We start from the raw sequence: 18,399 nt of genomic DNA on the forward strand, positions 1-18,399 counted from the left end.
CGCGGCGGCACGGTCGGAGCGCATCGCAACCGCCTCAAAGCGATATTTAAGTCGCCCTTTACCTGAAAACGCTAAAGACTGTCCGCAAACGGGACAGGATTCGCCATGACGCGCAACGGGCAGCGCCTGCTACTACTGATCGACAACGAGCCTGCACAACGGCGGCTGGTGTCCGCACTGGCGTCGCGTGGCGGCTGGCGGACCGTGTTCGCGAGCGACGGCGAGATGGCGATCGCCACGCTCGGCACGCAGGACGGGATGCAGCTCGACGCGATCATTCTCGACCATTCCGCACCGCACGAGGATGCCTCAGCGGTGATCGCCGAGCTGCGCAATCGCCGCCCGGCGCTGCCGATCCTGATGCTGACCGCGAACGGATCGGTCGAGCATGCGGTGAACGCGATGCGCGCGGGCGCGACCGATTTTCTGGTCAAGCCGCTCGCCCCCGACCGGCTGCTCGCCTCGCTCGACGCGGTCGTCGCCGGCACGACCGCGGGCGAGCTGCGCCCGCTGACCGAGAAGATCCCCGCGCTGCTCGCGTTCGACGAGATCGTCGGCTCGTCGCCCGATTTTCGCGCCGCGCTGGCGATCGCCGCCAAGGCCGCGCGCGGTCGCGTCGCGATCCTGCTCGAAGGCGAAAGCGGGGTCGGCAAGGAGGTCGTGGCCGAAGCGATCCATGCGGCGTCGCCGCGCGCCAAACGCCCGATGATCAGCGTCAATTGCGGCGCGATCCCCGCCAATCTGGTCGAGAGCGAGCTGTTCGGGCACGAAGAAGGCGCGTTTACCGGCGCGTTCGAGCGCAAGATCGGCCGGTTTCGCGAGGCGGACGGCGGCACATTGTTCCTCGACGAGATCGGGGCGATGCCGATCGACGCGCAGATCAAGCTGCTCCATCTGCTCGATACGGGCGACGTCCATGCACTCGGTGCGCGGCATCCGCAGCAGGTCGACGTCCGGGTGATCGCCGCGAGCAACACGACGCTGATCGACGAGGTCGAGGCGGACCGGTTTCGCGAGGACCTCTATTACCGGTTGAACGCGGTGCAGGTGACGATCCCGCCGCTGCGCGAGCGGACCGGCGACATCCCGGCGCTTGCCCGCCACCTGCTCGCGCGGATCGCGCAGCAGCCGGGACTGCGTCCGCTCGGCATCACCGACGATGCGCTGGCGCTGCTGGTCCAATATGATTGGCCGGGCAATGTCCGGCAGATGCAGAATGCGCTCTTCCGCGCCGCGGTGCTGTGCGAAAGCGACGCGCTGACACGCGCCGATTTCCCGCAGATCGCGGCGCTCGGCAGCCGTCGCCGGCCCGAGCCCGCGACCGCGGCCGGTGGCGGCGGGGTGACGCTGTTCAGTGCCGACGGGCATCTGCGCACGCTGGAGGAGATCGAATCGGACCTCATCCGGCTTGCCATCGGTCATTATCGCGGGCGGATGACCGAGGTCGCGCGGCGGCTCGGGATCGGGCGGTCGACGCTGTACCGCAAGCTCGCGGAGCTCGGGATCGACAACGTCGCCTGACCCCGGGCGACGTTACCTTAAAATCGGATCAGGGGCGGCGACCTACCAGAGCACGCCCTTGACCGGCTTCAACGGCTCGGGGGCCTCGTCACCGATCGCCTGGAGCAGGTCGATCTCGATCGTCCGGCACATCGCGTTGAGCGGCACGTCGTGGATCGTGTCCGCGAACGGATCGACGAGATCGTCGCCGATCTGAAGCACCGCGAGGAACATCAGCCCTGCGATCGTCGAGCCGATCGGGGTTGCGAAGCCGAGCGTCTCGACCAGCCCGATCGGCAGCAGGATGCAGAACAGCCGGGTGAAGAGCGTCGGGAAGAAGCGGTACTGGTTGGGCAGCGGGGTGTTCTTGATCCGCTCCATCCCGCCCTGCGCATTGGCGATATCGACCAGCAGCCGTTCGAACGAGGCCTGCTGGATCGTGTCGATCCAGCCATTGCGGCGGGCGATGTCGATCCGCCGTCCGGTGCCGTCGAGCAGGCCGTTGGCGGGATTGGTCCGCGCGAGTGCGAACGACGCCTCGTCCTCCGACAGGAACCGCAGGACATCGGGCGCGACCGGCTGGCGGCGCAACTGACAGCGCAGCGCGTTCACATAGGCGATCTGGCGCAGGACGATCGTGCGCTTGAGATCATGGCCTTCGGGTTCGGGCAGCAGGTTGCGCGTCATGCGGGCAAGGCTGCGCGAGGCGTTGGTCATCAGTCCCCAGAGGCCGCGGCTTTCCCACCAGCGCTGATAAGCGGAATTGTCGCGAAAGCCGAGGAACAGCGCGAGCGCGGTGCCGAACAGCGTCAGCGGCAGCGACGGCGCATGAAAGGGCAGGACATAATAGGTGATGGTCACCACGACGTCCCAGACAAAGAGCCCGAGCAACGGGCGCCAGACTTCGCTGAGGATCTGGCTGAGGCGCGGTGTTGCGGTAACGATCAAACGAAAGGCTCCTTGCTGACGCCTTGTCTAATGCGCGATCGCGCATTTCGCTGCAATGCGGCGATATTCCGCCCCGAACATGTGACCAGAAGATCGGCGCCGGGTCAGCCGCCGACGAGTGCGAGGTCGCGCATCCCGCGCCAGACGCGCAACGCCTGGACGGTCTCGGCGACGTCGTGGACGCGCAGGATCTGGACGCCCGCCTCGACGCCCTTGAGCGCGAGCGCGAGCGATCCGGCGAGCCGGTCGCCAACCGGGGCCTCGTTTGACAAAGCGCCGATCAGCCGCTTGCGGCTCGCCCCGAGCAGGATCGGGCAGCCAAGCCCGTGAAACATCGCGAGGCCGTTGAGCAGCGCGAGATTATCGGCGAGCGTCTTGCCGAAGCCGATGCCGGGATCGACGATGATCCGCGTGCGAGCGACCCCGCCCGCGACGACCGCGGCGATCCGCGCCTCGAGCCAGTCGAACACGTCGGTGACGACGTTTGCGTAGCCGGTCCGCCCGTGGCCACCCTCGCGGGGGTCGGGCGAGTGCATCAGTACGACCGGACAACCGCTGGCGGCGACGACCTCGAGCGCGCGGTCGTCCCACAGCAGGGCGGCGACGTCGTTGACGATGTGCGCCCCGGCGGCGAGCGTCGCCGCCATCACGCCGGCCTTGCGCGTGTCGACCGAGACGATCGCGCCGGCGCGGGCAAGCCGCTCGACGACGGGGACGAGCCGGGCGATCTCGTCGCCTTCCCAGACCGCCGCCGCGCCGGGGCGGGTCGATTCGCCGCCGACATCGATCATCGTCGCGCCCGCCGCGGCCATGTCGATCCCGGCGGCGGCGGCGGCGGCGGGGTCGTCGACATGCTTGCCGCCATCGGAGAAGCTGTCCGGGGTGACGTTGAGAATAGCCGCGACGAGCGGCTGGTCGAAGCGCAGCATGCGCTCGCCGAGCGCGAGCGGCGCGCGCGGCGCGGTGATCAGCGCGTGAAGATGCGCCGCGCGCTCGCCCTGCGTGGCGACGTCGGCGACGGGGATCGTGCGACGGGTCCCGCGCTCGATCACCTCATAGGCGGCGAACCACTGCATCCCGCCCGCAAGCCGCGCGACGCTGCCATCGGGATGGCCGATCGGGGTGTCGACGAACTGGACGGGGCGGAGGTGGAGGCTGGTCATGCCCCCCTTTTCCCCAAATCCGCATGCCGTTCAAACGGCTAATCCCGTTCGTCCCGTATAGGCATCGAGCACGTCGCGATGCCGTATCGAGGGACATGTACCTCGATACGAGCCCTCGACTACGCTCGGTCTCTACTCGGCACGAACGGCAATTCGCTAGACCGTCGTCGCCAGCAAATAGGTCTGGCGGAGGTCGTCGATCGGTTTCAGCCCCTTGTCGCTCTCATAATGCCAGAAGCTCCAGCCATTGCAGGCGGGCGCGTTCTGGAGCGTCGAGCCGAGCTTGTGGATCGAGCCGATCGTGCCGCAATCGCTGAGCAGCGAGCCGTCCGCGCGGATCGTCGCGCGCCAGCGGCGCTTGCCGTCGGTCAGCACCGTGCCAGGCGCGAGATACGCATTCTCGACGAGCACGCCGAACGCGACCTTGGGCTGCGCGCGCGGGCTCATCATCGTCGCCAGCGCGGATTCGTCGAGCGGCAGTGCGGCCTCGATGCGCTCCTGCGCCGCCTCGATATACTCGCCCTCGCGGTCGATCCCGATCCAGCTACGCCCCAACCGCTTGGCGACCGCGCCAGTCGTGCCGGTGCCGAAGAACGGATCGAGCACCACGTCGCCGGGCTTGGTGCACGCGAGCAGGATCCGGTAGAGCAGCGCCTCGGGCTTCTGCGTCGGATGGACCTTGGTGCCGTTCTTCTTGAGCCGCTCGGGGCCGCCGCAGATCGGGAATTCCCAGTCGCTGCGCATCTGCAGCTCGTCGTTGAGCGTCTTCATCGCGCGGTAGTTGAAGGTGTATTTCGCCTTCTCGCCCTTCGACGCCCAGATCAGCGTCTCGTGCGCGTTGGTGAAGCGGGTGCCGCGGAAATTGGGCATCGGGTTGGTCTTGCGCCAGACGATGTCGTTGAGAATCCAGTAGCCGAGATCCTGCACCGCCGCGCCGACACGGAAGATGTTGTGATAGCTGCCGATGACCCAGATGCTGCCATCGTCCTTGAGGATCCGGCGCGCTTCCTTCAGCCAGGCGCGGGTGAAGCGGTCATAGGCGGCGAAGGTGTCGAACTTGTCCCACTCGTCGGTGACCGCGTCGACATGGCTGCCATCGGGGCGATAGAGCTCGCCGCCGAGCTGGAGATTGTACGGCGGATCGGCGAAGATCATGTCGATCGAGTTCGACGGCAGCGCCTTCATGCGCTCGATACAATCGCCGCGCAGGATCTGGTCGAGCGGCAGCGCGGGCTGCACGGCCGGCGCCGTTCCCTTCTTTACCGCGCGCGGCCGCGCGATCGTGTCGATCAAACCCATGTTTTTGCGCCCCTTGTCGACCCCCATAGCTGCGGAATTGTCCGACTCCGTCAAGCAGAGTTTGATGAACGGCGCGCGGGCGCGAATCCGTCGGTGCGACCAAACGAGTCGCCGTCGCCCAGATGTTGAGTCGTGACAGACTCGCGCCTCAAGCCCTTGGGGTGTGGCGCGAAAGACTCAGCTCGTCGTTTCCTTCGCGAAAAGGCCCTCGCGCGTCCGATAGGCCGCCGCGACGGGGGCGAAACTGCGGCGATGAATCGGTGTGGGGCCATGATCGCGCAGCGCCTTCATGTGGTGCGCGCAGCCATAGCCCTTGTTCGAATGCCAGTTATATTCGGGGTGGACGTCGGCGGCGGCGATCATGATCAGGTCGCGCGTGTGCTTGGCGACGATCGAGGCGGCGGCGATCGACAGCGATTTCGCATCGCCGCCGACCAGCGGGGTGGCGGGGTAGGTCCAGCGCGGCAGGCGGTTGCCGTCGACGAGGACGTGGCCCGGCGCGTGGCCGAGTTCGGTGGCGAGCGCGTCGACCGCGAGCGTCATCGCCTTCATCGTCGCCCAGTAGATGTTGAGCGTGTCGATCTCGTCGGGCTCGACGATGCCGATACCGACGATAGCGCAGCCTTTCAGGCGCGCGCAGAGCCGTTCGCGTTCGGAGGCGGAGAGCTTCTTCGAATCGTCGATGCCGCGAGGCACGCCCTTTGACGGCAGGATCACCGCGGCGGCGACGACCGGGCCGGCGAGCGGACCGCGACCGGCCTCGTCGACGCCGGCGACGGGGCCAACGCAGAGCTTTTCATGTTTCATGCCGGGCATGTGCGGTCTTTCAGCTGGTCGAACGGGCTGACGCCGAGCGCGTGCCCCATCGGCCCGTGCCCTGCGCCAAGCCCCGGCGGCTGCGCAAGCGCGGCGCGGACGAACGCGATCGCGCGCGCGATGGCTGCGTCGAGCGGCATGCCCTGGCCGAGCCCGGTGGCGATCCCGCTGGCGAGCGTGCAGCCGGTGCCGTGCGCGTGGCGGGTTTCGATGCGGGGGTTGGTCCACAGCGTTTCGCCGGCGTCGGTGACGAGGCGGTCGGTGACAAGCGGGCCTTCGGCGTGGCCGCCCTTGATGAGCACGGCGGGCCCGAGTGCGCGTACCGCCGCCTCGCCGCCCAGCGCTGCGAGTTCGGGGAGGTTGGGGGTGACGAGCGTGGCGATCCGCATGAGGCGGGCGAAGGCGGCGATCGTGTCGGGGTCGGCGAGCACCGAGCCGCTGCTGGCGATCATGACCGGGTCGAAGATGATCGGTATCGGTTCGCGGGAGAACATTGACGTCAGGCGGTCGGCGACGGCGTTGGCGGTCTGGGCCGAGCCGATCATGCCGATCTTCACCGCGTCGACGCCGATGTCGGACACGACCGAGTCGATCTGCGCGAGGACGATGTCGGTGGGCACCGGGTGGACCGCCTGCACGCCGAGCGTGTTCTGCGCGGTGATCGCGGTGATGGCGGTCATCGCGTGGCCACCGAGCATCGTGACGGTCTTGATGTCCGCCTGGATGCCGGCGCCGCCGCCTGAATCGGAGCCGGCGATGATGAGGAGTCTCGCGGTCATTGGCGGTGCCGGGCGGGGTTGGAGGTCATGGGCTGGGCTATGGCATAGTCGGTGCGGTGCGGGACAGGGAAGCGCGACATATGCGAGCATCCTCCCCGGCGGAGGCCGGGGCCCAGTTGGGAAACATTGCTGGCTGAGCGCAGCGCTTCGTTACTGCGACCTTGCCAACTGGGCCCCGGCCTTCGCCGGGGTGGTAGAGGTTTGGAGCGGGGTCTAGTGCCGCCGGCCCGAGGCGGGCCTTTGTGGCGGGGCGTCGCCGAACCGGGTCGGACGGTCGAGGAGTTCGCCGCCGCAATTAGGACAGCGCTCGTCGAGCGCGTCCGCGCAGGAGGCGCAGAAGGTGCATTCGTACGAGCAGATGAACGCGCCGGGCGCGTCGGCGGGAAGCTCGGCGGCGCAGCGTTCGCAGGCAGGGCGCATCTCGAGCATCAGGCGGCCGCCTTGCGGACGGCGTCGCAGATCCGGTCGACGACGCGCCCGACCTGACCCGGATCATCCCCTTCCGCCATCACGCGGATGACGGGTTCGGTGCCTGACGGGCGGATGACGAGGCGCCCCTTGCCGGCGAGCTCGGCCTCGGCCTGCGCGATCACCGCTTTCACCGCCTCGTCGTCGAGCGGCTTGCCGCCGCCGAACCGGACGTTCTTCAACAGTTGCGGCAGGGGCTCGAACCGGTGGAGCACCTCGCCCGCGCGCGCGCCCGAGCGCTTGACCTCGGCGAGGATCTGGAGGGCTGCGACCAGGCCGTCGCCGGTCGTGGCATAGTCGCTCAGGATGATGTGCCCCGACTGCTCGCCGCCGACATTATAGCCGCTGGAGCGCATCTTTTCGAGCACGTGGCGATCGCCGACCTGGGTGCGGACCAGCCCGAGCCCCTGCGCGGCGAGATGGCGTTCGAGGCCGAGATTGGACATCACCGTGGCGACGAGGCCGCCGCCCTTGAGCCGCCCCTGCCGCGCCCAGCTTGCCGCGATCGTCGCCATCAGCTGATCGCCGTCGACGATCGTGCCGGTCTCGTCGACGACGATCAGCCGGTCGGCGTCGCCGTCGAGCGCGATGCCGATATCCGCGCCGCTCGCGACGACCGTCTCGGCGAGCGCCTGCGGTGCGGTCGAGCCGACGCCATCATTGATGTTGGTGCCGTCGGGCGTGACGCCGATCGCGACGACGTCCGCGCCGAGTTCCCACAGCGCCGAGGGGGCGACCTTGTAGGCGGCGCCGTTCGCGCAATCGAGCACGATCCGCATCCCGTCGAGCCGCAGATTTTCCGGGAAGGTCGACTTGGCGAAATGGATGTAGCGCCCCTGCGCATCGTCGATCCGGCGCGCGCGGCCGATCTTGCTCGACGCGACCAGCGGCACGTCGCCGTCGATCAGCGCCTCGATCGCGGTCTCGGCCTCGTCGGACAGCTTGAAGCCGTCGGGGCCGAACAGCTTGATCCCGTTATCGGCATAGGGGTTGTGGCTGGCGGAGATCATCACGCCGATATCCGCGCGCATCGACTGGGTCAGCATCGCGACCGCGGGGGTCGGCATCGGCCCGACCATCACCACGTCCATGCCGACGCTGGTGAACCCTGCGACCAGCGCGGATTCGAGCATATAGCCCGACAGCCGCGTGTCCTTGCCGATCACAACGCGGTGGCGATGATCGCCGCGCAGGAAATAGGCGCCCGCCGCCATGCCGACCTTCATCGCCATCTCCGCGGTCATCGGCGATGCGTTGGTGGCACCGCGAATGCCGTCGGTGCCGAAATATTTCCTTGCCATCGTCAATGCTTTCCGTCCGGTATCGGTCTCTGGCATCGCTGATAGCGCGGTGGAACACGAAGGGCGAGCATGTCGCAGACTACACGGATACTCGCAGCGCTGTTCGGCGGCATCGGGATCGGCATCGCCGCAGCCGCCTGGTCGCCGGCCCACGCGCTCGCGGCGACGGCGGTGACCCAGCCGATCGGCGCGGCCTGGCTGCACGGGTTGCAGATGGTGATCGTGCCGCTCGTCGTCGGGCTGCTCGTCACCGGGATCGGCGCGACGACCGAGGCGGCACGCGCCGGGCGGATCACGATGCGGGCGATGGTGATGATCGTCGTCATCCTGTGGAGTTCGACGATCATGTCCGCGCTGGTCATGCCGTTGATCCTCGATGCCTTCCCGCTGCCACGCGGGCTCGGCGCTGCGCTGCGCGCCGCGCTGACCGGTGCCGCCCCGGTCGGGCCGGTGCCGGGGATCGGCGCGTTCTTCGACACGATCGTGCCGACCAACATCGTCGCCGCGGCATCGAGCGATTCGTTCCTGCCGCTCACCGTCTTCGCGCTGACGTTCGCCTTTGCCGTGACGAAGCTGCCCGACGATCGCCGCCGCGTGCTCACCGGCTTCTTCCAGGCGGTCGTCGACGCCTTGCTGATCATCATCAAATGGGTGCTGAAGCTTGCACCGATCGGCATCTTCGCACTCGCCTACGGGGTCGGCGCGCGCACCGGCACGGCGGCGTTCGGCGCGCTGCTGCACTATATCGTCTGCGTCTCGGCGATCGGCTTCATCGTCCTGCTGAGCGCCTATCCAATCGGGATGATCGGCGGCCGGGTCAGCCTGGGCCGGTTCGCGCGCGCGGTCGCGCCGGCGCAGGCGGTGGCGATCAGCACCCAGTCGTCGCTCGCCTCGCTGCCGGCGATGCTGAAGGCCTCGACCGAGCTCGGCGCGTCGCCCGCCACCGCCGGGATCGTCCTGCCGCTGTCGGTCGCGGTGTTCCGCGCGACCAGCCCGGCGATGAACCTCGCGGTTGCGCTCTATGTCGCGCACTGGCTGGGGCTGCCGATCGGGCCGGGGCAGATGGCCGCGGGCGTCGCGACCGCGGCGATCACGACGATGGGATCGATCTCGCTGCCCGGCACGATCAGCTTCGTCGCCTCGGTCGCGCCGGTCGCGCTGGCGATGGGCATCCCGCTCGAAGTGCTCGGCCTGCTCATCGCGGTGGAGACCATTCCCGACCTGTTTCGCACCGTCGGGAACGTGACGATGGACACCGCCGTCACTATCTCCGTCGCGGCGCGGTCCGATCACGGCGGCGGCGCCGAGGAGATTCCGCATGAAGTATCGCACGCTCGGCCCTGATTTTGAGGTTTCCGCGCTTGGTCTCGGCTGCATGCCGATGGCCGGGGTCGGCAAGGACATGTACGGCAGCGCCCCCGCCGACGAGAGCATCGCGACGATCCACCGCGCGATCGAGCTGGGCGTGACGCTGTTCGACACCGCCGAAATCTATGGTCCGCTGATCAACGAGGAGCTGCTCGGCAAGGCGATCCGCGGCAAGCGCGACGGCGTCGTGATCGCGACCAAGTTCGGCTTCCGCTATGACGAGAACGGCATGACCGGCGTCGACAGCACGTCCGCCAATGTGCGGCGCGCGTGCGAGGGATCGCTCAAGCGGCTCGGCGTCGAGACGATCGACCTGCTCTACCAGCACCGCGTCGATCCGGGCGTGCCGATCGAGGAGACGGTGGGCGCGATGGCCGAGCTCGTCCGCGAGGGCAAGGTGCGGCATCTGGGGCTGTCGGAGGCGGGGCTCGACACGATCCGGCGCGCCGCGGCGACGCATCCGATCGCGGCGCTGCAGAGCGAATATTCGCTGTGGGAGCGCGGGGTCGAGGACGCAATCCTGCCTTTGTGCCGCGAGTTGGGGATCGGGTTCGTGCCCTATTCGCCGCTGGGGCGCGGGTTCCTGACCGGGCAGATCACTGCGCGATCGGACCTGCCCGAGGGCGATTACCGCCGCAACGACCCGCGCTATTCGGACGCAAACTTCGCCAAGAACATGGAGATGGTCGCGGTGGTGAAGGCGATCGCCGACACGCATGGCGCGAGCCCGGCGCAGGTCGCGCTGGCGTGGCTGCTGGCGCAGGGTGACGACATCGTGCCGATCCCGGGGTCGAAGCGCCGCGTCACGCTGGAGGACAGCATGAAGGCGGCCGACGTCACGCTGTCGGCGGACGATCTGGCGAAGCTTGATGCGGCGGCGCCGAGGGGTGGCACGGCGGGGCCGCGCTATGGGGAGAAGGCGCTGTCGATGACGCGGATCTGACCGGGTCTACTGCCTTATAATCGTCATCCCCGCGGAGGCGGGGATCCAGACTGGCGACCCGTGGTCTCTTACGAACCGCAGAGTGTCTGGATCCCCGCCTTCGCGGGGATGACGGTTTGAAGGAATGATATGCCGGCGGTCCAACAGCTTACTGGACCCCGTGCATCCACTTCTTGATCAGCGGCGAGATCAGCAGCAGCAGCACGCCGATCCCCGCCGAGACCAGCCCGATCGTCCAGAACACGCCGGCATAGGTGTCGAGGCTGACCTTGAGATTGGTCACCTGCCCGCCGACCGTCTCGACGCTGGCGACCTGCGCGACGATCCCCGCGACATATTGCGCGACCGAGATCGACAGGAACCACACGCCCATCATCAGCCCGACGACGCGCGCGATCGACAGCTTGGTGATCATGCTGAGCCCGACCGGCGAGATGCAGAGCTCGGCGAAGGAGTGGATGAAGTAGAGCCCGGCCAGCCACCAGATCGCGACCTTGAACGTCGGCCCGACCATGCTCGCACCCCAGACGAGGAACAGGAAGCCGACGCCGACGCCGATCAGCGCGATGCCGAACTTGACCGGGATCGACGGCTCGATGCCCCGGGCGGCGAGCTTGGTCCACAGGATCGACATCACCGGCGCGAGCGCGACGATGAAGAACGCGTTGAAGAACTGGGTCTGCCCGGCCGAGATGCTGAACAGGCCGAACACGCTGAGATCGGTGTTGCGGTCCGCAAACAGCGTGAGGCTCGAGCCCGCCTGCTCGAACAGCGTCCAGAACACGACGTTGAAGACGATCAGCACCATCGCTGCGAGCATCATCTGGAACTCGCGCCGCTCGCCATTGACGAACGACCAGATCAGGATGCCCGGCACCGCGACCAGGAACGTGCCGAACAGCAATTTGCCCATCAGCGACAGCGAGACGATGTAGCCGATGATCCCGGAACCCGGCACCGGCGGCTCGGCGTTCATCAGGTTGACGAACAGCAGGTAGAAGATCGGGATGCCGAGCAGCGCGAGCGCATAGATGCCGAGCGCGCGATCGGGGCCGCTGCGCACCGGCGGCTCGCCATATCCGTTAAGTTTGCCGCCATCGAACTGGATCAGCGTCCACGAGAACAGCATGCCGATCGCCGCCAGACCGAAGCCGGCCCACCAGCCGAACGCGACCGCGAGGAACGGGCAGAGCAGCTGCGAGAAGAGCGAGCCGAGGTTGATCCCCATGTAGAAGATCGTGAACCCGGCATCGCGCCGCTTGTCGCCCTGCGCATAAAGCTCGCCGACCATCGTCGAGATGTTGGGCTTGAAGAAGCCGTTGCCGACCGAGATCATGCAGAGTGCGAGCAGCATGATCGTGACGTAGAAGCTGCTGCGTTCCGCGCCCGACTCAAAGCCGCCCTTCTCGACCGTGCGCGCGACCGCGCCGTCGGCGGCGAGCAGCGAGACGGTGCCGTCATCATTGCCCTTGATCTTCAGCGTGTTCGCGCCGTCGACGAGGTAGCGGACCTCGCTGTCGGCCTGTTCGACGACCTGGATTTCGTAGCGCTGGTTGGCGATCGTCGCATAGGGCTTGGCGGTCTCGCCGCCGAAGCACAGCAGCAGATAGCCGAGCGCCATGATGATCGCGCCGAATTTCACCGCGCGCTTCGAGCCGAGATACTGGTCGGCGAGATAGCCGCCGACCAGCGGCGTCAGGTACACCAGGGCGGTATAGCCGCCGTACAAGCCGGTCGCCTCGCGGTCGCCGAACACGAAATGCTTGGTGAGGTACAGCGTGAGCAGCGCGCGCATGCCGTAATAGCCGAAACGCTCCCACATCTCGGTGGTGAACAGTCGCGCGAGCTGGCGGGGATGGCCGAACCACGTCTCCCCGCTGGCGGGGTTCACATGGGTGATATCCGGCTCTCGCGGCGTATCCGCGGTCGGGGTGTCCACCATCTTTTACGCTCCCTGAAACGCTGGGCCGCCGTCGAACGCGGCGGCTTCATTGCGGCCTTACCTAGCGGCAAAGCCGGGACTGTAAATATCGGTGGCCGCGCGACCGCCTGCTAAATCGCGGATGCGGCTGTAAATTGCCGCGCCCCGTGCCTATCTGCGGAGCGATGTTCAACGACACTTCCAGCCCGCTTTCGCTGCTCGCGACCCGCCGTTCGGGCAAGCCGCGCGACCTCGTCGCACCCGGTCCCGATGCCGACCAGCTCGCGCAGATCCTGGCGATCGCGGCGCGCACCCCCGATCATGGCAAGCTGGCGCCGTGGCGGTTCGTGGTGATCGGCCAAGACCAGCGCACCGCGCTCGCCGCGCTGATCATCGATGCGTACCGCGTCGAGCGGCCGACCGCGTCGCGGACCGAGATCGAGGCGCTCGACCAGTTCGCGCACCAAGCCCCGGCACTGGTCGTCGTTTTGTCGTCACCCAAGCCGAGCCACATCCCGGTGTTCGAACAGGAATTGTCGACCGGCGCGGCGTGCATGAACCTGCTCCACGCGGTCCACGCGCTGGGCTTTGCGGGCGGCTGGCTGACCGGCTGGCCGAGCTATTCGGACACGGTGCGCGATGCGTTCGGCGAGGGCCATGAGCGGATCGCCGGGTTCCTGTTCGTCGGCACGCCGTCCCGGCCGCTCGACGAACGGCCCCGCCCCGATATGGAACGTGTCGTCTCGCGCTGGCGGCCCTAGGACTCGACGAAATGGCCAATTGCTGTATTAAGGCAGCATGACAGCGCTCAGCAGCGAAGACAGCCCCGTATATCTCCGCCTCCGCGCCACGATCGCCGCCGGGATATTACGCGGCGACTATCGCGCGGGTGATCAGCTGCCCTCGGTCCGCGCCTTTGCCGCCGAGCATGGCGCCAATCCGCTGACCGTCGCCAAGGCCTATCAGACGTTCCAGGACGACGGCTATGTCGAGGTCCGGCGCGGCGTCGGCATGTTCGTCCTGCCGGGTGCCGCAGAAGCGTTGCGCGTGGCGGAACGCGAGACGTTCGTCACCACGCACTGGCCGCGCATCCTTGGGCATATCGACCTGCTCGGTCTCGACGCCCGCGACCTGCTGGCGCACGAGCGGGCCTGAGCCGCCCCGCGGGGTGATCCCGCGCGGCGGGTGACTCAGAACAGATTCAGCGCGGCGATGTCCTCGACGCTCAGGTCGATCCCGAACAACAGGCTCATGCGGATCCGGTAGACGCGCGGGTCGGTGATCTCGCCGCTGGCCGTGTCGGTGCCCGACCGCCGGCGATAGGTGCGCCCCATCAGCGAGGCGAAGCCGTTGGGCAGGACGATGCTGGCAATCGCGGTCTGCGTGAAGCGGCTCGCGGGGGCGGTCGACGTCCAGTGATTGCCGAGCAGCAGATCGGCGTCGAACACCTCGGCGATCGTGAAGCTGTATTGCGGCTGGAACCCGCCGCTCGCGCCGCGTCCGTCGGTGGTCATCGGATCCCCGTCGCGCAGCAGCATCCAGCCCTGTTCGCCGTGATCGCGGCTGGTCGCCTCGAGCCGGAAGCGCGCGCCATCGGGCGCGGTCGCCTCGGCCCCGTCCGCGAGCGGGAGCACCGGGGTGTAGCTGCCGCCGAAGCCGGTGTCGGCGATCCAGGCCTGCCCGTCGATCGTCACGAGCGCGAAGGTGTGCGTGAGCGGCGGCACTTCGGTCGCGGCGATCCAGACGCGCGCCAGCACCGGGCGGGCGGCAAAGCCGAGTTCGGCGAGCGCGTCGAGGAACAGCCGGTTATGCTCGAAGCAATAGCCACCGCGGCGCGCGGTCACGAGCTTGGCGAACACCGAGGCGCTGTCGATCGCGATGCCGCGGCCGAGCACGACGTCGAGATCCTCGAACGGGATGGCGAGCCGGTGCGCCAGCTGCAACCGGCCAAGGCCGATCGAGTCGAGCGTGGGCCGCGCGGGCATGGCGACACGGGTCAGGTAAGCGTCGAGATCGAACATCGGTCGGGGGGTCCTCGTTTGGGTTTGCCCTTACCGTGCGTGTGCCGCGGCCGTCGAGTGGCGAAAGGCGGGTGGGGGCTGTTGGGGGGCATGGCCGCGGTTCTGGGGCACGGGTGAACATACGTCCCCCGGCCCCGCGCGCATGCGTCCCCCGCCGCCGCGGGGATACACCCCCGCCGCCGCCCCTCACCCCCGCCGTTCGTGCTGAGCGAAGTCGAAGCACCTGGGCTTGGGGCAGCCCTTCGACTGCGCTCAGGGCGAACGGAGTGGGTGTGGGAGCGGGGCGAATGGAAGCGGGGCGAACGGGGGTGGGGCGGACGGGGGTGTGCGCACCAGCCTCTCCGTCATCCTGGGCTCGACCCAGGATCCAGAGCCACGGACGCCCGCATGCGTGGCTCTGGATCCTGACTTTCGTCAGGATGACGGGAGGGGGGCTTACGCCGCGAACAGCGCCGGTTCGATGGCGTACAGCACCGCCGCGCTGGCGCTGGCGGCGGCGACGAGGCCCATGGCTTCAGGGACGATCTGTTCGAGGTAGAAGCGGACCGAGGCCGCCTTCATGCGTCCGAAATCGTCGGTGCCGGCGAGCGCACCCTGGCGCTCCATCAGCCAGCCGCAGGTCGCGACCGACAGCATCGTCAGAAAGGGGTAGCTCGCGGCGAGCTTGTCGTCGGCGTCCGCGGTGGCGAGGCGGCGGCCGATCGCGTCGCAGGCGTCGACGAGCGCGAGCAGCCGTTCGTCCTTCGATTCCGCACGAATGTCGGCGATCAGCGTGGCGAACGCGCCGCCATTATCGAGCGCGAGCTTGCGGCCGACCAGATCCGCGGCCTGGATGCCGTTGGTGCCTTCGTAGATCGGCGTGATGCGCGCATCGCGGAAATACTGCGCGGCACCGGTTTCCTCGACATAGCCCATGCCGCCGTGCACCTGGATGCCCAGCGAGGCGACTTCGTTGCCGATGTCGGTGCCGTGCGCCTTGGCCAGCGGGGTGACGAGTTCGAGGCGGTTGCGTGCCGCGGCGTCGCCCATATTGGCGCGGTCGACCTGCCCGGCGGCATAATAGACGAGCGCGCGCGCCGCCTGGGTCTGCGCCTTCATCCGCAGCAGCATGCGGCGGACGTCGGGATGCTCGACGATCTTGACCGACTCCTTGTTCGGCGAGCCCGCGCGCGCCGACTGGACCCGGTCGAGCGCATAGGCGGCCGCGCCCTGGGTCGCGCCCTCGGCGACCTGGACGCCCTGAAGCCCGACATTGAGCCGCGCATTGTTCATCATCGTGAACATCGCACGGATGCCGCCGAGTTCCGCGCCGATCAGCTCGCCGACGCAGTCGTCATTATCGCCGAAGCTCAGCACGCAGGTCGGCGAGGCGTGAAGCCCCATCTTGTGCTCGATCGAGACGACGCGGACGTCGTTGAAGTCGCCGGGCGTGCCGTCGTCGTTCAGGCGATATTTGGGGACGAGGAAGAGCGAGATGCCCTTGGTTCCTGCGGGCGCGCCGGGCGTCCGCGCGAGGACGAGGTGGACGATGTTCGGCGCCATGTCGTGATCGCCGAACGAGATATAGATCTTGGTGCCCTTGATCGACCATTTGCCGTCACCCAGCGGGGTGGCGGTGGCGCGGAGCGCGCCGACGTCGGAGCCGGCCTGCGGCTCGGTCAGGTTCATCGTGCCGGTCCATTCGCCGGTCGCAAGATGCGGGAGGTAGAGCGCCTGCTGCTCCGGGCTGCCGTGATGCGCGAGCGCCTCGATCGCGCCGACGGTCAGCGTCGGGCAGAGCGCGAAGCCCATGTTCGCCGAGCCCAATGTGTCGAGCACCGCGGTCTGGATCGCAAAGGGCAGGCCCTGCCCGCCCCATTCCTCCTCGACGCCGATCGTGCCCCAGCCGCCCTCGACATAGTCCTTGTACGCCTGCGCGAAGCCGTCGGGCATGACGACGCCGTCGGGGGTCCATTTCGCGCCGACAGTGTCCCCTGCGCGGTTGAGCGGCGCCCATTCGCCTGCGGCGAACTGTCCCACGCCTTCGAGCACCGCGTCGACGACGTCGTCGCTGGCGGCGGCGAACCGGTCGGTGGCGGCGAGTTCGCCAATCCGCACGACGTGATCGAGCACGAAACGCTGTTCGGTGGTTGCTGGGGTGAAGGCCATGGCATCCTCTTATCGCTATGCTTTGCGCCCGCTATAGGCCTTCAGAATGACGCGTCCACACCCCCTGATTTTACCCTACGGCACCGCGGCGGTCGCGCAGGCGGCGGCGATGATTCGCGCCGGCGGACTCGTCGCGGTGCCGACCGAGACGGTCTACGGACTCGCCGCGGATGCGACCGACGCGCAGGCGGTGGCGGGGATCTATGCGGCCAAGGGACGGCCGAGCTTCAACCCGCTGATCGTGCATGTCGCGGATCTTGCCGCGGCCGAACGGATCGCGGTGTTCGATGCGGATGCACGCGCGCTGGCCGCGGCGTTTTGGCCAGGGCCGCTGACGCTGGTGCTGCCGGTGCGCCGCGATTCGGGGATCGCGGCGCTGGTGACCGCGGGGCTCGACACGATCGCGATCCGGGTGCCGCGGCACCGCGCGATGCAGGCGCTGATCGCGGCATCGGGGCGGCCGCTCGCGGCGCCGTCGGCCAATGCGAGCGGGGGGATCTCGCCGACGACCGCGGCGCATGTCGCGGCGAGTCTGGGGGGGAACGTGCCGCTGATCCTCGACGATGGCGCGACCGAGGCGGGGCTCGAGTCGACGATCGTGGCGGGGCGGACGGTGCTGCGGCCGGGGCCGGTGACCGCGGACGCGCTTCTAGAACACCTCCCCGGCGAAGGCCGGGGCCCAGGTGGAAAGGTCGCTGCAACGGAGGGCGACGGGCCTCACGGTCGTCCCCCAACTGGGCCCCGGCCTTCGCCGGGGGGGCGTGCGGTTACGGCGCCCGGGCAGCTTGAAAGCCATTATGCGCCGAGCAAGTTGCTTCGGTTGAACGCGGTCGCAGCCGAGCCCGATGAATGGCTGATCGGGTTCGGGGCGGTTGCAGGGGATGTCTCGCTGTCGACGTCAGGCAACCTCGTCGAAGCGGCGGCGAAGCTGTTCGACCTGCTCCACGACGCCGATGCGAACGACCATCCGAGGATCGCCGTTGCGCCAATTCCGTCCGAAGGCATCGGCGAGGCGATCAACGACCGCCTCCGCCGCGCCGCGCATCGCTGACCTGTTCCCCCGCGCAGGCGGGGGTCCAGGAGTCGCGTTGGCATCCGGTATTTAGCTGGACCCCCGCGTCCGCGGGGGAACAGCGTCGTTACGCGCTGACCGCCGCCTTCGACCGTGCGGCGAAGCTCTTGCGCAGCTTCTGCAGCTTGGGGGGGATCACCGCCATGCAATAGGGGTTGGAGCGGCCTGAGGTTTCCCAATAATCCTGGTGATAGCCTTCGGCCTCGTACCAAGTGGTCATCGGCTCGATCGTCGTGACGATCGGCTTGGCGCTGTCCGCCTGCGCGCGCTCGAGCGCCGCCTGCATCTCGGCCTTCTGCGCGTCGTCGGCGGGGAACATGGCCGAACGATATTGCGTGCCGACGTCGTTGCCCTGGCGGTTGAGCGTCGTCGCGTCATGCGTCGCGAAGAAGATGTCGAGCAGATCGCCGAGCTTCAGCTGTTCGGGATCGAAGCCGATCCGGATCGCCTCGGCATGGCCGGTATCGCCGCCGCATACCTGTTTGTACGTCGGATCAGGCACATGCCCGCCGATATAGCCGCTCTCGGCGCTCTCGACGCCGATCACGTCCTTGAACACGGCCTCGGTGCACCAGAAGCACCCGCCCGCCAGCGTTACATAATCCGTCATCACGATCTCCTTTCCGCCAAGATAGGAAGCCGCTACCCCGCA

17 protein-coding genes are annotated in these 18,399 nt (G+C 68.1%); 6 read left to right on the forward strand and 11 right to left on the reverse strand.

Features of this window, described 5'->3' with window-relative positions:
- Positions 1 to 105: 105 nt before the first annotated feature.
- The gene (locus C8J24_RS05225; RefSeq protein WP_031439238.1) at positions 106 to 1,521 is read left to right on the forward strand and encodes a sigma-54-dependent transcriptional regulator; all 1,416 of its coding nucleotides are present in this window, start codon (positions 106 to 108) and stop codon (positions 1,519 to 1,521) included.
- Between the two features lie 42 nt (positions 1,522 to 1,563).
- On the opposite strand, the gene C8J24_RS05230 is transcribed toward C8J24_RS05225, so the two are convergent.
- From C8J24_RS05230 to glmM, 7 genes are all read right to left on the reverse strand, one after another.
- A complete protein-coding gene (locus tag C8J24_RS05230) occupies positions 1,564 to 2,448 on the reverse strand; it encodes a bestrophin family protein (protein ID WP_031396098.1) in 885 nt (294 codons plus the stop codon).
- Between the two features lie 104 nt (positions 2,449 to 2,552).
- Complete coding sequence (gene folP / locus C8J24_RS05235; protein WP_107930778.1) at positions 2,553 to 3,611, reverse strand: dihydropteroate synthase; 1,059 nt, start codon at positions 3,609 to 3,611, stop codon at positions 2,553 to 2,555.
- 156 nt (positions 3,612 to 3,767) lie between these two features.
- Positions 3,768 to 4,910 carry a site-specific DNA-methyltransferase gene (locus C8J24_RS05240; RefSeq protein ID WP_037531642.1) on the reverse strand — a complete coding sequence of 381 codons (1,143 nt, stop codon included), beginning with the start codon at positions 4,908 to 4,910 and terminating at the stop codon, positions 3,768 to 3,770.
- Between the two features lie 177 nt (positions 4,911 to 5,087).
- Positions 5,088 to 5,726, reverse strand: a complete 639-nt coding sequence (locus tag C8J24_RS05245) for a ribonuclease HII (protein ID WP_107930780.1) — start codon at positions 5,724 to 5,726, stop codon at positions 5,088 to 5,090.
- Positions 5,714 to 6,505 carry a bifunctional hydroxymethylpyrimidine kinase/phosphomethylpyrimidine kinase gene (thiD, locus tag C8J24_RS05250; RefSeq protein WP_107930782.1) on the reverse strand — a complete coding sequence of 264 codons (792 nt, stop codon included), beginning with the start codon at positions 6,503 to 6,505 and terminating at the stop codon, positions 5,714 to 5,716. Before thiD ends, C8J24_RS05245 begins: the two co-directional genes overlap by 13 nt.
- Positions 6,506 to 6,718: 213 nt before the next feature.
- Positions 6,719 to 6,934 carry a DUF1272 domain-containing protein gene (locus C8J24_RS05255; protein ID WP_031395385.1) on the reverse strand — a complete coding sequence of 72 codons (216 nt, stop codon included), beginning with the start codon at positions 6,932 to 6,934 and terminating at the stop codon, positions 6,719 to 6,721.
- The gene (gene glmM, locus C8J24_RS05260) at positions 6,934 to 8,274 is read right to left on the reverse strand and encodes a phosphoglucosamine mutase (RefSeq protein WP_056406872.1); all 1,341 of its coding nucleotides are present in this window, start codon (positions 8,272 to 8,274) and stop codon (positions 6,934 to 6,936) included. Before glmM ends, C8J24_RS05255 begins: the two co-directional genes overlap by 1 nt.
- A 69-nt stretch (positions 8,275 to 8,343) precedes the next feature.
- Here glmM and C8J24_RS05265 point away from each other — a divergent pair, with 69 nt between their 5' ends.
- Both C8J24_RS05265 and C8J24_RS05270 read left to right on the forward strand, forming a co-directional pair.
- Positions 8,344 to 9,618, forward strand: a complete 1,275-nt coding sequence (locus C8J24_RS05265) for a dicarboxylate/amino acid:cation symporter (RefSeq protein WP_056406869.1) — start codon at positions 8,344 to 8,346, stop codon at positions 9,616 to 9,618.
- Positions 9,593 to 10,585 carry an aldo/keto reductase gene (locus tag C8J24_RS05270; protein ID WP_107930783.1) on the forward strand — a complete coding sequence of 331 codons (993 nt, stop codon included), beginning with the start codon at positions 9,593 to 9,595 and terminating at the stop codon, positions 10,583 to 10,585. The genes C8J24_RS05265 and C8J24_RS05270 overlap by 26 nt, the downstream gene beginning before the upstream one ends.
- Positions 10,586 to 10,733: 148 nt before the next feature.
- On the opposite strand, the gene C8J24_RS05275 is transcribed toward C8J24_RS05270, so the two are convergent.
- Positions 10,734 to 12,527 carry a peptide MFS transporter gene (locus tag C8J24_RS05275; RefSeq protein ID WP_031439767.1) on the reverse strand — a complete coding sequence of 598 codons (1,794 nt, stop codon included), beginning with the start codon at positions 12,525 to 12,527 and terminating at the stop codon, positions 10,734 to 10,736.
- Positions 12,528 to 12,691: 164 nt separating this feature from the next.
- On the opposite strand from C8J24_RS05275, the gene C8J24_RS05280 reads away from it, so the two are divergent.
- The gene (locus tag C8J24_RS05280; protein WP_107930787.1) at positions 12,692 to 13,267 is read left to right on the forward strand and encodes a nitroreductase family protein; all 576 of its coding nucleotides are present in this window, start codon (positions 12,692 to 12,694) and stop codon (positions 13,265 to 13,267) included.
- A 37-nt stretch (positions 13,268 to 13,304) separates the two neighbouring features.
- Positions 13,305 to 13,661, forward strand: coding sequence for a GntR family transcriptional regulator (locus C8J24_RS05285; RefSeq protein WP_031394568.1), 357 nt, complete (start codon positions 13,305 to 13,307; stop codon positions 13,659 to 13,661).
- Positions 13,662 to 13,696: 35 nt separating this feature from the next.
- On the opposite strand, the gene C8J24_RS05290 is transcribed toward C8J24_RS05285, so the two are convergent.
- Positions 13,697 to 14,527: an arylamine N-acetyltransferase family protein gene (locus C8J24_RS05290; protein ID WP_107930789.1), complete on the reverse strand. Its 831-nt coding sequence runs from the start codon at positions 14,525 to 14,527 to the stop codon at positions 13,697 to 13,699.
- Positions 14,528 to 14,962: 435 nt separating this feature from the next.
- Positions 14,963 to 16,675: an acyl-CoA dehydrogenase family protein gene (locus tag C8J24_RS05300; RefSeq protein ID WP_107930791.1), complete on the reverse strand. Its 1,713-nt coding sequence runs from the start codon at positions 16,673 to 16,675 to the stop codon at positions 14,963 to 14,965.
- 46 nt (positions 16,676 to 16,721) lie between these two features.
- Between C8J24_RS05300 and C8J24_RS05305 the strand changes: the two genes are divergently transcribed.
- Positions 16,722 to 17,726, forward strand: coding sequence for an L-threonylcarbamoyladenylate synthase (locus C8J24_RS05305; protein ID WP_107930793.1), 1,005 nt, complete (start codon positions 16,722 to 16,724; stop codon positions 17,724 to 17,726).
- Between the two features lie 88 nt (positions 17,727 to 17,814).
- On the opposite strand, the gene msrA is transcribed toward C8J24_RS05305, so the two are convergent.
- Positions 17,815 to 18,357 carry a peptide-methionine (S)-S-oxide reductase MsrA gene (gene msrA, locus C8J24_RS05310; RefSeq protein ID WP_031395728.1) on the reverse strand — a complete coding sequence of 181 codons (543 nt, stop codon included), beginning with the start codon at positions 18,355 to 18,357 and terminating at the stop codon, positions 17,815 to 17,817.
- Positions 18,358 to 18,399: the final 42 nt, after the last annotated feature.

This window comes from Sphingomonas aerolata, assembly GCF_003046295.1.
Lineage (GTDB): Bacteria > Pseudomonadota > Alphaproteobacteria > Sphingomonadales > Sphingomonadaceae > Sphingomonas > Sphingomonas aerolata.